The organism is Flavobacterium sufflavum (genome assembly GCF_004016525.1).
GTDB lineage: Bacteria > Bacteroidota > Bacteroidia > Flavobacteriales > Flavobacteriaceae > Flavobacterium > Flavobacterium sufflavum.
On record NZ_SACJ01000001.1, the window covers coordinates 227,362 to 244,008 of the forward strand.

Below are 16,647 nucleotides of genomic sequence, written 5' to 3' on the forward strand. Positions count from 1 at the left end.
AAAATTATTTTTTTAGATTTTCCCATTTTAAAAACAAAGCTGGCAATTCCATCTTCATAAAATCAAGATAGCTCACAACATCCTCTAATCCTTTATTAAATTCTTCTGTTTCTTCAGCACGTTGCTCAAGAACCTTTTTTAAAATAGAATTAAAAACATCCATACTCTCAAGCATCTTCTGAACACCTTCTTTTAAAGATTTTAATTTACATCGAAAATATCTTTTACGCTCACCAGGTTTAGTTATAAAATCAACCTGATCAGAAGCGATTAAAAAATTAATACTATTACTTGCTGCACTTTTACTCATATTCAAAATCCCATAAATATCTTCAAATGACAATTCGCCTTGATCAGAAATCATTAACAAAGCAAATATTCTCGAAGCTGCAGGCTGCATACCAGACTTCTCGAAATGCATCCCCAGCTCTTCGATTAATTCTAATTTTTTATCTGATAATTGTACAGGCATATTAATTTCTTTGCTGCAAATATATAAAAGTTCTTTTAGTTCACAAGTTAAAGAACCAACTTTTAAAATAAATTAACATATAGACCACATACAATTAAAAAAAATTCAAGATTTCTTATCCCACTTAACTCAGTCCCTACTCTTCATATCTATACTGACTAACAATATTTAGTGAAATCTATCGCTTATCCCTTACTTCTTTATCAAAAGCAATAAGGTTAAACATCTGTCTTAAACGGGAACGTACCCGATTACCATAAGCTTTTTCAATTTCTGAAGCTGAAAGATTGGTTGTAATGTGGGTTATCGCTTTGCTCTCAACAAAATGCTCGTATCGACTGGTTAGAATCTCAGCCATAACATTGCAATCATTCCCGAAATGTTTGATTTGTTGTTCGGCACCGAGGTCGTCAAAACAATAAGCTGACAAACGATTTTGTTGTGAAGATTTCAGCGTGTACTCTGCCAGCGAATCATAACCTGATTTAGCAAATTCAAATGAAATATGTCGTGTAGCAATGATTTTATAATCATTTTTAGCATACATAAAAGGCCTGATTAAATGCATCAACGAGGTCTTGCCGCAGCCAATTGGTCCCGAAAGCATAATTCCTTTGTTGAGGTCAATCCCTAGCTGAAAAGCACTCTTATGATCTTGAATCGCATAAATCAAAAGCTTGTAGATAATCGGAATGTCTTTTGGATCAATTTTAAAATTGGAATTATAGCGTTTTTTGCCTTGCTGTTCTAAAAATTGAAAACATTTTTTGGGGTCGTAGATTTTTGTGTTATTTTTTATTTCAAAAGTGTCCTGAAGGTCAAAGTGGTTCTGCATAGTCTTTGGAATTTGAAACGTTGAGGTTTTTAGGGTCTAAATTGCCGGTTTCTTTTTTGGGATTGAATTTGTCCAGGTTTAATATCCAATTCCGGGCAGCTGCCTTCCAATCTTTCATTTGGGTTTTGCCCCCTACTTTCCAACCATTGCTGCTGTAATAATTGAAATACTTTTCGGCTTCAATGACGCTTACTTTTTTTTCCTGGAAAAACTCTTTGACTAATTCGATAGTGGGAGCAATAAAATCTGATTTACTTTCTTCTTTTTTTTCCTCGGGTATATATATAGTTTTATTATTGTTTTCTAATGTTTTATTATTATATATATTAACCTGTTCATCAACCTGACTGTTTTTTAGCTCGGTTCGTTCATTTTTTAGTCTGGTTGAAGGCTTTAGAAGTTCATTTTCTGGTTCGCTTCGTTCAAATTTTGAACTGGCTGAGGTATTTTTATCGTTTTTGGGGGTTAAAAGTTCATTTTTTGGTGTGGTTAAGTCAAAATCTGAACTGGTATTTGATTCCGAACCCGTTTGATTTTTAACCTCATCTTTTTTAGACTTATTTTGTTCAATATTTGAACTCCCCTTATTTTCACTAGGCTCAATAGCCGTGGGCAATTCATTTTTTGGTTTGCTTTGTTCTTTATTTGAACTCGTTAGTTTTTTTGCAGGTTCATATTTTGGTTTACTTCGTTCAAAATTTAAACTAGCATTATAATCATCAGCAGAACAACTATTGGACAAGTCGGGTAAAATGACTTCTGTCCCCTCATAGGGATTAAAAGATGGTTTGTAGATTATGTAATTTCTATCGTGCAATTCCTTCATACACTTATGATAGGTAGCCTTTGATTTAATTTTTGCAGTCGTCATCATTTCTTCTCTCGAAATAATGATTGGATTTTTAAAGCGGTTGAGGTTCCATCTTTGGAATAAGGCCAGATACAAACTAATATGCGTTGGACTAATGGAATTATCTTGATTGGATTTATTGAAGAATCCGGTAAGGTGTTTAATGTAATTCATAATTCAAGTATTAAGATTATAGAATTAAGACTTAAGATGTCTCATTTATTTTTCCAACAGTTTCTTAATATCATCATATTTGTAATATAAGATACCTCCTATCCGATTGTATTGAAGTGTGCCGTTGATGCGAAGGGTTTGCAAAGTACCGGGAGAGATTTTGAGCAGTTTACGGACTTCTGACGATTTGAGCCATTGCGGAGTTTCTGCTTTTAGATTAGCCGCTTCCTTAAGTGCTTCAAAGAGCAGATTGCTAAAATTCAACAAATCTCTTTTGGTAATTAACTGGTAGCTTAGCAATTCTAAATTGTCTACTTCCGGGAATAATTTTCTAGCATTTAAATCCATGATTTGAGTTGTTATGGTTACAAAACAAATTACTTTCAATTGGTTTAAAAAAATTCACAAGGTGAACCCAAGTTGGGTGTTTTTTTATATCAAATTGTACTAAACGCTAGTGTTTTCGGGGTCTATTTTTTCAAAACACCCAAAAACACGTTTTTAGGGTTTTGGTTTTAACCCTAAATTTTGATGTGATTTGGATTGATTTGGCTGATTTTTAAAAAATTCCCAAGTTGTACCCAAGTTGGGAATTTATTAGATTAAAGAAATTACAAGCTATTTTCTTCGACTAGCATTTTTTTAAAATTATCTGCCAGACTTTGAATGAATTTAGAATTTGGATTTTTACGGTTTTTGATATCTGTGAATGTTCGATACAGATTGTCGTTGATATCTATATTGAGCATTCTGCTTAATTCGGAGGCTATTTCTTTGATTTCGATATTCCCATGGTTAATCACTTTTTGCCAATGCAAAGCATAGATTAATTCTACCAAATCAACTTTGGCACCTGTCCAGTGGAGTTTTGATGTATAATGATTTTCCTCATATCGACTTTTACTCTTCAAAGCACTGATTTGAACTTCCAGATATTTAACCAGGTCATCAAAGGCAATAATTTTCGCCAATTTGTAATCGAAAAATGTGGAGAGTTTAGGATCAAAATTAATCTGAATGCATTCCGTTTCTAATATGTCTTTTTTGCTTACCCTTGTGAAATACAATTCATCAAATACTTCTGAACCGGAACGATAGTATTGATAGAACTTATTGTTATTTTGAGAATATCCACAAATTTTTCTCAACTCAATTTCATAAAATTTACGGATTTGAATTTTCCCTCCAGTAACATTTGTTTCAATGCGCAATACTTCTTTTTGAAAAATTAATTTTGAGATAATCAAAGGTTTTATTTCTTTGAAAAACTCAATTTCATCCTGAATTTTTTCAAAATCATGTGATTTTAACCAATGATGTAATTCTTCAATTTTAGTTTCTGCCCATAAGATGAATTCTTTAGTACCCTTTATTTTATCCTTTTTTAGTTTCTCTAATTGAATACTCTTTTCTAAGAATTCATCTCTAAAGGTATATTGAAATGAAAGCATTTGTAAGTTTATTTGGATTGTTAGTGACGGCAAAAATAAATAATATTACTAATCCATTTCTTACTAAATCATAACAAACCAAAACAATATTGTAATATAATATATCTATTTACATTTTCTTTTTTCTAAATTTTGATTATCTAATTTAGTTCTCAACAACATCATATCATCACTGATTTTCTTATCAACTATTTTAGCGTAATGCTGCGTTGTCTTTATACTGGTATGACCCAGCATTTTACTTACTGTTTCAAGAGGCACCCCATTAGTTAAAGTCACAGTAGTAGCAAAAGTGTGACGGGCGATGTGGAATGTCAAATCTTTGTTTATCTTACAAAGTGTTGCAATTTCTTTAAGATAAGAGTTCATACGTTGGTTACTCATACTGGGTAACAAGCAATTTCGATTGAGACATAAAGGATGGTTTTCGTACTTTTTAAGAATTTCCATAGCCATATGCAAAAGTGGGATTTTAGAAATCGTTTCTGTTTTTTGACGGTTCTTAAATATCCATTTTTCCCCATCAATTCCTATAGAAATATTATCCCGGCTTAATTGCTTCACATCTATGTAAGCCAAGCCGGTAAAGCAACTAAAAATAAAAATATCGCGTACTACTTCCAGGCGTTCAAAATGTAAATCCTTATTAATAATTGTCTCAATTTCACTTTCGGTAAGAAATTCGCGAATAACCTCTCTAAGCTTCACTTTATAATTAACAAAAGGATCCTTGCTTATCCATCCATTGGCCAAACATTGATTAATTATTTTATGGAAGTTTTTAACATATTTTACCACAGTATTATTAGCACATTTACGTTCGGTTCTCAAATAAAAGTCATAATCGGTAATAAAAGCATGATCTATCTTATCAATTGCAATATCACTTGCATTGTATTTCCAAAGAAGAAAATCTTTAGTATGCTTTAACGACGTAACGTAACGCTCATAGGTTCCAGGGGCATATTCCAAACCTATCAACTCTTTCATTTTGCGGTTGTGTTCTTCAAAGATTGGAATAAGCATACGCTCACGAGCCTTTTTACCTTGATATTCGTTTTTGAAACTTTCAAATGTAATTTCAACCTGACTCATAAAAAGTTTCTTTTCTGTTTCATAAACAGCCGCTCTTAACATATCAAGTCGACCATTTATTATACGGGCTTCCTCAGAATTTCCTTTTATTTTATAACCTTCAGAAGACCATTTACTCTCTTCTACATACTGACCTGTACTAACATCAAAACGTCGTCCATCAATAGTTATACGTTGATAAATCGGCACTTGCTTATGAGCATTGACTTTTGATTTTCTTAAATAGAAAAGAACTGTGATTTTTGCTTTCATTTTGGTAACCTTTAAGATGATAATTAATTTACTATAATCGTCAACACAAGGCAAGATGTTCATCTCGTGAACACCTTATTCTACAAGGGGTTAATCCAAATTAGGTGCACCGTTTTTTCAATTTTTAAAGTGCACCGATTGTGCACCTTTTTTTTGAGAAACAATAAATAATTTGATATTCGATAAAAACAAAAAACCCTTTAAACATTGAGTTTAAAGGGTTTTGATTCATTTTGATATTTCTATTTGCAGAGAGAAAGGGATTCGAACCCTCGATGCAGTTACCCACATACTAGCTTTCCAGGCTAGCTCCTTCAACCACTCGGACACCTCTCTATTTTGGTTTGCAAATAACAAGAAAAAAATTGAGTTAGAAAAGCCAAATTGCAATTATTATATCATTTCTCCTCGTAAAGAAGTTTCAAAAACGGCCTTGAACTCAGCAGCAGGGATTTTACGTCCTAATAAATACATTAATTTTGTAATAGCTGCTTCGGTAGTGATGTCTTTCCCTGATATCACACCCAAATTTTTCAAATCACTACTAGTTTCATACTGTCCCATATTGACACTTCCGCCTGAGCATTGAGTAACATTAACAACCTGCAAACCACTATGAATTGCTTTAGTCAATGCGTTAATAAACCAATCCTCGGTAGGGGCATTTCCTGAGCCATAGGTTTCTAATACAATCCCTTTAAGATTTGGAATTTCAAGCATTGCCGAAAAAACTGTTTCACACATTCCGGGAAACAACTTTATAATAACAACATTATTATCTAATGATTGATGAACCATAAATGCCTTATTCTCATCGCGAGCTAAAAACAATTCTGTTCTACAATCCAAATACACTCCCGATTCAACTAATGCAGGATAATTTGGCGAAGCAAAAGCATTAAAATGCTCTGCATTTATCTTAGTTGTTCTATTTCCCCGATACAATTTGTGTTCAAAATAAAGGCAAACTTCAGCAATAACAGGGGTGTTATTTTCCTGTAAAGATGCAATCTGAATGGCCGTAATGAGATTTTCTTTAGCATCAGTACGCAAATCACCAATAGGCAATTGTGAACCCGTTAAAACAACTGGTTTGGATAAATTCTCGAACATAAAACTCAAAGCTGAAGCCGTGTACGACATGGTATCCGAACCATGAAGCACCACAAAACCATCAAATTGAGCATAATGAGATTCAATTATAGAGGCAATTTCTACCCATTTAGAAGGGCTCATATTAGAAGAATCAATTGGATTCTGAAACGAAATAGTTTCTATCTCACAATCCAATTGTTTCAACTCAGGAATTCTTTGTAACAACTTACTGAAATTAAACACTTTTAATACTCCGGTACTAAAGTCCTTTCGCATTCCAATAGTTCCTCCAGTATAAATTAAAAGAATTTTAGTCCTTGAGTTCATGGGTGTATTTCAATTTATTGACTACCGGATTTGCATACATAGCCAATATTCCTTGCAAGGCAATAGGATTTTCTGCGTCAATTCGTTTTTCTAATCTTCGCACAAAAACCGCCTTTTCATTTTCAGTATACAAATCTGAATAGGTATTGGTGTTATTTAAAATATCGTAAGCAATATAATTTGTTGGCCATAATTTATAGCTTTTCAAAATCGAATCATCTATGGCTTGTGCTAATCCTTGGATTTGCTTGTTTAAATTATCATTTTCAGCTACAATAGCATCAATTTCAGTATCTAAAACTTTCCCGATGTGTATAAAAATACGTTTTTTAGGTCCTAAAGCGCCACTCAAAATGGTCATAAAATCCTCATTTTCCTCTTTTACATACACTTCATTATTAGCTTCCGCCAATAATTGAGGCATTTTTAAAGCGTCGGTAGGATCATATTCATAAGAAATGGAAACAGGAACAATCTTGATTTTTTTGAAATAATCCATCAAATTAGCTTCATCCGAAGCCATTCCGAGCATTTTCAATACTCCCGGATTAGTCGCATCATTACCATCTTTAGTTCTTCCTTCACGTTGTGCAATCCAAACCGAACGATTTTCATGTTGCAACAACTGACTGATATATTCTGATAAGGTTTTAGAACTTTGCAACATCTCTCTTGGCGACAAACCACGCTGAACTAAGAAATTGCGATTCAACTTAGCCAAAACATTCAAAAAAGGTTGTTTCACCAAATTGTCTCCAATAGCCGAAGCTGTCATCACCAAATCATGCTCAAACAAAGTAGCATTCAGCAAAGTAGTATCCAAAAGGATATCACGATGATTAGAGATAAACAAATAAGGGGTATTGGGTTCTAAATGTTCAAAGCCCGCAGTCATCAAGCCTTCTGAACTTTTTTCTAATACTTTTTGAACCGATTGGTAAATAAAATTACATTGGAAATCACGAATAGAATGCGTTTTTAGCAATTGTTCTTTCCAAACTTCATCAGCAACATCAGGAAAAGAAAAGTTCATCAACGACTTCAACATCGGATGATTAATCACTTTTTTTATTGCTTTATTTATTTCGGAATCATAATAAGGCCGAATCTCGTCAAACTTTTGCATTTTGGTACTATTAGAAAAACAAATGAACAAAAAAAATATTAAATTTTAGCGAATTCTACTTTAAATCCCAAAAATTGCTTTCGAATTTTCAGTAGTTATTCTCGCTACTTCATCTACTGAAATACCGTAAATATTTGATAACTTATCGATTACATTTACAAGATAGCTACTTTCGTTTCTTTTTCCTCTAAAAGGAACCGGAGCCAGATAAGGTGCATCGGTTTCTAAAACGATGTGTTTTATATCTATTTTATCCAAAAACTGATCAATCTTACCGTTTTTAAAAGTCACAACGCCACCAATTCCCAATTTCATATTATAAGACAAAGCCTGCAAAGCCTGCTCGTAAGTCCCCGAAAAACAATGAAAAATCCCAAATAAATCGGCTGATTTTTCTTCTTCTAAAACTTCAAAAACTTCATCAAAGGCATCACGACAATGGATAACAATAGGCAATTGGTATTCTTTTGCCAATTGGATTTGTTTTTTGAAAGCCAATTGTTGCTCTTTCAAATGGGTCTTATCCCAATATAAATCGACTCCAATTTCTCCAATAGCATAGAATTTTCTCTTCTTCAATTCGTACTCAACAAATTGCAATTCGTCCAGATAATTATCCTTCACATGCGTAGGGTGCACACCCGTCATTAGAAAAACATTATCGGGATATTTTTGTTCCAAATCATACATAGCGGCAGTATAAGCCGAATCGATTGCCGGAATAAAAAAACGGCTGACTCCGGCCGCCAAGGCGCGTTGCATCATTTCGTCTCTATCCTGATTAAATTCTTCGCTGTATAAATGCGCGTGGGTATCGGTAATTATGGGTTTTGTTTCCAATTGTAATTTTTAAAAACGCAAAGTTCTAAAGTTTTTTAAAATTTAAACACAAAAGGCACAAAAGTTTCGCCTCAATTATATTTAAAAGCAAAAGACACAAAGAGTAATCTATTTTACCCTTTATGTCTTTTGTACTTTTTCTTTGTGTCTTTTGTGTCAAAAAACCTAATCCAACTTATCCATCAATTCCTGAACCTTATCGTAATTCTCATAATCGGAAGGAATCGTCAACAGGATTTCTTTACAGCCTTTATAGTCTTTTTGTTTTAATTTGGCTAAAGCCAAACTCCAAATGGCTTTGTTTTTATAAATAGAATTTCCTGATTTTATTTCGTTAAAAACTGTTTCAGCTTGTTTAATTTGGTTGTTTTCCAATAAAGAAACTCCATAAAAATACTGAATCTCTGCTGTTTTATTTTCTTTCAAAATCGCTTCAAAAAGTGGAATCGCTTCTTTGTAATTCTTGGCATTAAAAGTGGCTTCGGCTTGTTTCAAATTGGCAACACCCTCACTCCTTTCGGTCAGATAAGCGTTTTCATATTGATTGTATTGCTCAAAAACAGGTTTCGGACTAGGATTTAACAGAAACAATCCAAACAAAAGTGCCACCGAGGCAGCAACTAGATAAGCCCATGGTTTAAAAGAAATCACCTTAGATTTATCAATTTTAAAATGTTCTTTCGAAATCGCTTTTAGATTTTCTTCAAAAGCATCTCTGTCAGCTGCAAAATCAAATTTCGTTTCTAACTGTATTTGTACTTCTTTGAAAGTTTCAAATTCTGATGCCAGTTCGTGGTTTTCTGAAAGCTTTTTTTCAAAATCCAATCGGGCTTCGTCTGTCAATTCGCCTTGAAGGTATTGATCGAATAATATGTATTTCTCTTCTTTCATGACTCCTTAAATTTTTAATAATTTAAAACTACTGTGTTCATGAATCCATTGGGTAAGCTGACCCGTACACAAGGACTTTTTCTTCCGAACATAACCATAGGTTACATTGAGTTTCTCGGCTACTTCTTCCATTGATTTCAAAGTAAAACTCAACTTTAAAACTTCCTGGCATTTTTCGCCTAATCTTTGAAACATCATATCAAAAAGCTGTTGTTTCTCTTCAAATATTTCTGTTTGTGCCACCATCTCTTCCGTGGGTTCATTAGTAGATGTCAAATCATCCTGAATTGTTACCCCTTTATTCGATGCTTTTTTTAATTCGTTGAGCCATTTTCTTTTGCACAACAAAAAAAAGTAGGCATCAAAAGGACAGCTCAATTCCAATTGCTTGGCTTTAGCCTGATTGAACAACAAAATCATGATTTCCTGAACCACATCCTGAGCCTGATCTTCATCGCCCGAATTGTTCCTGATATAAGAAACTACTTTGGGAACAAACTTCTTATAAATAGACCTGATAATCGCCGAATCATTATTTGCCAATCCTTCTATCAAATATTGATCAGGATGCACCTTATTATTTGCCATAAAAAAACTTTTATCGAAAATAATAAAAAATGGGGTAACATTTTTAAAACCATATTGATATATGACTGTAAACGTTCTTTAACATTTGGAAAAACAACCTTGTTTGAAAAAAATCAGAAAAGAATCTGAAATAAATTCAGATTAAAGGGTAACAATTCAAAACCCATGTTGATATACTCATATAAAAACAAGAACAAAAAATATTTTGAAAAACAGGGGTAACAAATTAAAACAAGAATTGATATAACAACAGAATCAGAAACAATTAAAAAAATTAAAATACTGGGGTAACAATTTAAAACCCGAATTGATATAACAGTATAAAACAAGTAAAATCATTTTAACCATAATTAAAATCAAGAAATCATGAGAACAATTAAAACCATCGGACTTTTATTTTTAGCGGCAATTTCATTAGTAAGCTGTAACAACGACGAAAACGACAAAACACCCGCAACAGCAGCAGAATTTGCAAATGTTAGACAAGCTGCCTTAGACAAAATAACTCAGAAATTTACCTTTACTGCCGAAAACGGAGTAAAAACATTTACTTCTGAAAAAGGCGTAAAAATTACCATCAACGGAAATTGCCTAACTAAAGACGGAAATCCTGTAACTGGCGAAGTAAAAATCGAATATGCAGAGCTTTTTGACAAAGGAAACATGCTAGTAACTAACAAACCAACTATGGGAATCATGCCTGATGGAAATAGAAACTTACTAATCTCCGGAGGAGAATTCTTCATCAAAGCAACCCAAAACGGTAAAGAATTAGCAACCACTTGCAACATTACCTTGCAAGTTCCTACCAGCCTTACTGATGGCGTTGACACTGTCATGACCTTATGGAAAGGAATCATCGACGACGAAGGTAACTTAGCTTGGCAGGATGCCCGAAAAGCCGATGGAACTAATGGCGGAAAAGGCGGTGTAGAAGCAGGACAAAACAGCTACTATGTAAGTTTTGGAAACTTTGGCTGGACAAACGTAGACCGTTTCTATAGCGATCCAAGACCTAAAACAACCATTCTAGCCGATGCTCCTGATGGTTATGACAATACAAACAGTGCCATTTATTTATCTTATGACGGCGAAGGAAACAATGCACTTGCTAAACTGGACACCTACACTGCCCAGGGATTATTCAGCGAACACTACGGTCAAATCCCTGTTGGTCTTGCCTGCCACGTGATTTTTGTAACCGAAGAAAACGGAAACTGGAGATACGCCATCAAAGGAGTAACCGTTCAGGCCAACGATGTTTACACTTTCACAATAGCTGAAACCACTGTAGGAACCGAAGCCCAATTAATTGCCGCAATCAATGCGATCCAATAAAGATTCCCAAATTTAAATTCTGAAAAAAGTGGTGATTTACTCATCACTTTTTTCTATTTTTAAAAGATTTTAAACCGCTATCCTTACCAAATATTAGTAGCTTATTCCTGCTGTCCGCTGTATCTTTTATGTCTTAAAGAAAGACATAAAAGGATGCCGCTACCATCAGGGCTAAAACCAAATTTGATTATGAAACCACTATTATCTTTTCTCTTTCTTCTTTGTTCTTTGTTCTTGTTTTCACAAAAAAAAGTCAAAGATACCGTTACCCGAAGAGCCACAATAAACTACAGTCAAAATGCAAATACGGTTTCATACAAACCAGAAACACCTCCGTTGATTCCGATTGCAGGTGCACCAAAACCCAGTTTTTCCTATCTATGGGAATTTGGAGATGGAAGCTACAGCAAAACTGCTGAACCCAAACATACTTATAAAAACAAAGGAACCTACACCACCCGATTAACTGTTACCAATAATTACGACAACGGAAAACCGCCCGCTACACGACCGAAAAAAGTGGTTGTTAACGACATATCAGATAAAAATTTTGACGAAATCGCATCCGTTGCTGACCAAAATGGTTTTGCTTTGCAAAAAAATTGCGACCCTATTCCCGATCAGGAAATGGAAGTGATTCTTAGTTATCAAAACTTAGAAAACTATGTTGCCAACGGAAAAATCTATCTTTTTTACAACGAAACGCAATTTAAAGACAACAACTTTACCTTATCCGATTTCAGAACCTATGCAGGAGAAAGAACAGTCACCGAAAACACTTTTGCTGCCATCAACGATATTGACCAATCCAACTCTTATTTGGCATCCGACAATATTTATTTACCAATAAAAAAATACGAGAACACCTCCACCGAAGAAGATTTAGATGCCACTTTAGCCGAAGCACATAAAACATTCAAAAACGTTTCCATCTTAGAATTTTACGATGCTAATCCACAGGAAACACGCAATGTTTTTTATACTTTCAAGACCACTCCCGAAATGCTCAAAGACACCAGCGCCACTATTACCATGCGCGGTATTTATGTCCCAAATCGTAGCTATAAAAACCACAAAGTAAAAAATCTGGAAATGGAAATCGTGACTTCCCATGACCCTAACAAAATGGGATCTAACGGAAGTTTTATGAATTACAGATTCGTTCGTTTTAAAAGAGTGAATTTCAAAACCCGTTTTCAAAATAACGGCGAAGGTCAAGCAAGAATGATTCGTCTGGAAACCGACATTCCGGATATGTTCGATAAGAAAACATTTCAAATCGAAGACATGTATCCTAAATGTCCTATTTGCCCAAAAGGCAAAATTCCAACCACCAGCTGTCTGGATACCATAATTAAGCAAAACCAAATCTTCTTTACCTTCAAAAACATCTATCTGCCGGGAAGCGAACAGAAAAATGTGAAAGAAAAAGACAGTACCAAAGGTTTTGTAAAATACTCTTTGAAATTCAACAAGGACTTTCACAAAGTAAATACCCGAAGCCGAACGGCTATTATTTTCGATAAAAACGAACCCATTATAACCAATTACGCCACCACCCGATTCCTTCCCGGAATTTCCATTGGCGCCAAAGCCGGTTATAATTATTACCCCAATTTAGATAAATCCAGAAGTTATTTTGTGGGCGCGACCATTTCTCCGTATAAATCCTATCGTTTGTATTGGCAAGCCGAATTAATCAATAGTGTCCACGATTTCAATTCAGCCACCTCAATTACCAATGGTTTCACCACCACCGCTAACGGAGTCCGACAAGCTACACGTACTAGCAAAACTACGAGTTATTCTAATTTTAATAATGAAGTTCCATTGCTTCTTCGTTACAACATCAACAACTTTATCGGTATTGGAGCAGGTGTTCAAGCCAACATTAATGCTTCTGAAAAACAGGAACAACAAACTAGAATTGATTATTTCGAATCAGAAAAACCAGATTCTCCAATTATCAAAACCGAAGAAAGCAGCAGCTCCAGCAACAATACTTTCAGCAATTTCAAATCGGGATTATTGTTTGATTTAACGCTGGGTTTTGCCCGCATCGGCCCGAGTTTAGGAGCACGTTATGTGATGAATTTCAAGGAGAATTTTAATTATTTTCAAGTGTATGGAATATGGAAGTTTTAACTTTTTTTAAACCACATAAGTCACAAAAATTTTTCAATAATCCCTTCGTGAATCTCCGTGTAATGCTTTGTGTATCTTTGTGAAATAACTCTTTATGAAAAGACATTTTTGCTATCTTCTTCTCTTTTCTTCCCTGATTATTTTCGGGCAAAAGCCACTTACCCAAGAAAACAAAATCTACAATGCAGTAGATGCTTTTGTTGCCAATCCAACAACAGAAAATTTAAACAACCTCAATAATACCGAACACGCATTCTGGAAAAACCCAACACCTAAAACTAAAAACGAACTGCTGGCAATTGTCATTTTAAATTGCAACAAAGCCTATTACGAAAACCAACTCAACAAAGTCCAGGAAGCAGTTAACAGTTATGAAAAAGCCTGGAAAACCTATCAAAAATACCATCTCAACAATTACGACATTGTCGAATTTTGTCTAAAACCTCTGGGAAACTTATACACCATTCTGGGCGATTACGATAATGCCGAAAACACCATCAAACAGTATTATTACATTGCCAACCAAGAAAAAAACCAAGAAAAAAAAATAGCCGCGATTCTCAATTTATCGAATGTGTATCAAAATTCAGGGAAGATTGATTTAGCCATTGATTTACTAGAAAAAACCATTCGAACCGAAAAACTATCAAATATCCAAAAAGGGATTTTATTAAATAATTTAGGGAATAGCTATGTCTTGAGTTATAGGAAACCCGATTTAATTATAAAATTTATACCAAATATCTTTGAAAAATTAGAAGATTCCTATCTAACCGCTATCAAATTATTACAATCAGACAAATCTCAAACCGAAACACTGGCAAATTGTTACCGCAATTTATCTTCTCTTAATTCCCAATGGCAAAAGTTTGATCTTGCTAATTCTTATTTTGAAAAAGCTAAAGCTTATTTCTACGCAACCCCAAATCTTTCACCTCGAAAAATAGCTCAATTCAAATATGAAGAAGCCTCGCTTTTTTTTAAACAGCAAAAACTGAAAGAAGCTAATGTAGTTATTGAATCCATTTTCAAACTTTTAATCCCTAATTATTCAAACAAGAAAAATAGCTTACCGGAACAAAATTCGCTTTATACCGAAACTAGTTTACTGGACGCATTAGATTTACGAGCCGAAATTTATTCGAAACAAAACAAAGCTAAAAAAGCATTAGAAGCCTATCGTTTGGCTTTCCATATTGAAGAGTTGTTTTCCAACTTGATAATTTATGAAAACTCTAAAATCATCAATCAAAATCGTGTTCGCAACCGTACTGAAAAATGTATTGCTATCTATGAAGCATTATATCAAAAAGAGCAAAAACAAACTTATATCGAAGCGGCTTTTCAATTGGCAGAACAAAGCAAATCGGGTGTTTTAAAAAATCATTTATTACAAAATAAAAGCCTTTCCCGAAAAGAAAAACTCCACATTGAACAACTACAAAACTGGAGTAATACCATTTTGAAAGAACAGCAAAAAGGAGATTTAGCCGATATTCATAAAATTAACGAGGCAATAAAAAAGCAAAATGAATTGATGCTTTCGCTGAAAAAAATACACTCTAAAAACACTGCTTCCGAAAAAGAAACTATCGATTTAAAAGTCTTGTACTCAAAATTAGAAAAAGACAAAAGCATTATGATTGAGTATTTTTCCGGATTTGAAAAGATGTATTATTTCACTTTGGAAAACAAAAGAATAAAACTGGATTTTTATTGGGACAACCATACTGCTACACCAAGAATAATTTCGTTTTTAAATTATTTTAGTGATACGAATAAAATCAATGATAATATTTCAAACTATAATCATTATGGTAATTCACTTTATAAAATGTTGAAATTACCAACAAAGTCAACCTACCAAAACCTCATTATCATCCCTGACGGCACATTAAACTTCCTTCCTTTTGAAGCCTTAATCACAAAAGAATCTAACACAACTAATTTTGCTCAAATGCATTATTTGCTAAATGATTATAACATTGGTTATCAAAATTCGGCTCAGTTTTATTTAGCTCCAAACAAAAATAAAAAAACACAAGAAAAAACCGTTTTGGGGATTTTTCCGGTTTTCGAAAATACTCCTTTTGCTTTGTCTTATTCTAAAAATGAAATGCAATCGATACAGCAGAATTTTAAAGGAAAATATTTAACGAATCAATCAGCCAATTTTAAAAACTTCAGCAATAATGCGGCCAATTATTCTATTTTGCACCTTTCCACTCACGCCTCATCAGGAGACATCGAAACCCCGGCAAGTATAAAATTTTACGATCAGGAAATCCTGTATTCCGAATTGTATCACTTAAATATCAACCCTGATTTGGTAGTTTTGAGTGCTTGCGAAACGGGCATTGGTAAACTATATAAATCCGAAGGTGCCATGAGTATTGCCCGCGGATTTCAATTTGCCGGAGCGCAAAATTTATTATTTTCACTATGGAAAGTTAATGATTATACGACCTCGGTTTTTATGGATTCTTTTTACCAAAACATCAAAAACGGTCAATCGTATTTAGAAGCGAATGCTAATGCCAAACGTGATTTCTTAAAAAATCCAAATATTTCCAATGCTAAAAAATCACCTTACTATTGGAGTGCTTTTATTTATTATGGTGATTTACAAACCACTAAAGAACCAATTAGTTATATTTTTTATATATTTGGTATATTGATTTTAATTGGTTTATTTTTGGTTTTCAATCCCTATCGAAAATGAAAAACCTACACGAAATCCTAAAAAAACACCATTATAAAAAAGTAAAATTCAAGATTACTAAAACACAACATCTGTTGATAAAAGCCAAAATCAATGGGGTTCGGGGCAATTTTATTTTAGATACAGGGGCTTCTAATAGCTGTGTAAGCTTTGAACACATTGCATTATTTAATTTAAACGCCGAAGATTCTAAGACCATGGCTTCGGGTGCCGGAGCAACAGGAATGCTCACCCAAACGGCCAGAGCAAATAAATTACAACTTGGTTCTTGGAAAAATTCTGATTTTGATTTGATAATTTTTGATATGTCCCATGTCAACGAAGCCTTACAGACATACAAATCAAAAGCTGTAGACGGAATCATTGGTGCTGATGTACTATTGAAAGGAAAAGCTATAATTGACTATGCCAATTTCTATTTGTATTTATTGTAACCAACCTTAACC

At 33.8% G+C, this 16,647-nt stretch carries 15 protein-coding genes and 1 tRNA gene; 4 read left to right on the plus strand and 12 right to left on the minus strand.

What is annotated here, in order from left to right:
• Positions 1-4: 4 nt before the first annotated feature.
• The 12 genes from EOD40_RS00755 to EOD40_RS00810 all read right to left on the minus strand — a co-directional run bounded on the left by EOD40_RS00755 (position 5) and on the right by EOD40_RS00810 (position 9,996).
• Complete coding sequence (locus tag EOD40_RS00755; protein ID WP_128192993.1) at positions 5-472, minus strand: GbsR/MarR family transcriptional regulator; 468 nt, start codon at positions 470-472, stop codon at positions 5-7.
• Positions 473-650: 178 nt separating this feature from the next.
• Complete coding sequence (locus tag EOD40_RS00760; protein ID WP_164905428.1) at positions 651-1,307, minus strand: ATPase; 657 nt, start codon at positions 1,305-1,307, stop codon at positions 651-653.
• Positions 1,291-2,331, minus strand: a complete 1,041-nt coding sequence (locus tag EOD40_RS00765) for a hypothetical protein (protein WP_128192994.1) — start codon at positions 2,329-2,331, stop codon at positions 1,291-1,293. Before EOD40_RS00765 ends, EOD40_RS00760 begins: the two co-directional genes overlap by 17 nt.
• Before the next feature lie 45 nt (positions 2,332-2,376).
• Positions 2,377-2,718 (minus strand): helix-turn-helix domain-containing protein, encoded by a 342-nt coding sequence (locus EOD40_RS00770; RefSeq protein WP_317127902.1) that lies wholly within the window; start codon positions 2,716-2,718, stop codon positions 2,377-2,379.
• 224 nt (positions 2,719-2,942) lie between these two features.
• Positions 2,943-3,782, minus strand: a complete 840-nt coding sequence (locus tag EOD40_RS00775) for an RteC domain-containing protein (RefSeq protein WP_128192996.1) — start codon at positions 3,780-3,782, stop codon at positions 2,943-2,945.
• A 105-nt stretch (positions 3,783-3,887) separates the two neighbouring features.
• Positions 3,888-5,129, minus strand: a complete 1,242-nt coding sequence (locus EOD40_RS00780; protein WP_128192997.1) for a site-specific integrase — start codon at positions 5,127-5,129, stop codon at positions 3,888-3,890.
• Positions 5,130-5,378: 249 nt separating this feature from the next.
• Positions 5,379-5,465 (minus strand) — tRNA-Ser (locus EOD40_RS00785).
• 57 nt (positions 5,466-5,522) lie between these two features.
• On the minus strand, positions 5,523-6,551 hold the full coding sequence (locus tag EOD40_RS00790) for an asparaginase (protein WP_128192998.1): 1,029 nt from the start codon (positions 6,549-6,551) through the stop codon (positions 5,523-5,525).
• The gene (locus EOD40_RS00795) at positions 6,535-7,677 is read right to left on the minus strand and encodes a 1-acyl-sn-glycerol-3-phosphate acyltransferase (RefSeq protein WP_128192999.1); all 1,143 of its coding nucleotides are present in this window, start codon (positions 7,675-7,677) and stop codon (positions 6,535-6,537) included. Before EOD40_RS00795 ends, EOD40_RS00790 begins: the two co-directional genes overlap by 17 nt.
• A gap of 60 nt (positions 7,678-7,737) precedes the next feature.
• Positions 7,738-8,517 (minus strand): TatD family hydrolase, encoded by a 780-nt coding sequence (locus EOD40_RS00800; protein WP_128193000.1) that lies wholly within the window; start codon positions 8,515-8,517, stop codon positions 7,738-7,740.
• Positions 8,518-8,682: 165 nt separating this feature from the next.
• A complete protein-coding gene (locus EOD40_RS00805) occupies positions 8,683-9,408 on the minus strand; it encodes a tetratricopeptide repeat protein (protein ID WP_128193001.1) in 726 nt (241 codons plus the stop codon).
• Positions 9,409-9,414: 6 nt separating this feature from the next.
• The gene (locus EOD40_RS00810) at positions 9,415-9,996 is read right to left on the minus strand and encodes an RNA polymerase sigma factor (RefSeq protein ID WP_128193002.1); all 582 of its coding nucleotides are present in this window, start codon (positions 9,994-9,996) and stop codon (positions 9,415-9,417) included.
• Between the two features lie 366 nt (positions 9,997-10,362).
• Here EOD40_RS00810 and EOD40_RS00815 point away from each other — a divergent pair, with 366 nt between their 5' ends.
• From EOD40_RS00815 to EOD40_RS00830, 4 genes are all read left to right on the plus strand, one after another.
• Entirely contained in the window at positions 10,363-11,334 is a 972-nt protein-coding gene (locus tag EOD40_RS00815; RefSeq protein ID WP_128193003.1) for a hypothetical protein, read from the plus strand.
• Between the two features lie 189 nt (positions 11,335-11,523).
• Entirely contained in the window at positions 11,524-13,479 is a 1,956-nt protein-coding gene (locus tag EOD40_RS00820; protein ID WP_128193004.1) for a PKD domain-containing protein, read from the plus strand.
• Positions 13,480-13,573: 94 nt separating this feature from the next.
• Complete coding sequence (locus EOD40_RS00825; protein WP_128193005.1) at positions 13,574-16,201, plus strand: CHAT domain-containing protein; 2,628 nt, start codon at positions 13,574-13,576, stop codon at positions 16,199-16,201.
• Complete coding sequence (locus tag EOD40_RS00830) at positions 16,198-16,635, plus strand: retropepsin-like aspartic protease (protein ID WP_128193006.1); 438 nt, start codon at positions 16,198-16,200, stop codon at positions 16,633-16,635. The genes EOD40_RS00825 and EOD40_RS00830 overlap by 4 nt, the downstream gene beginning before the upstream one ends.
• The last annotated feature ends 12 nt before the right edge of the window (positions 16,636-16,647 follow it).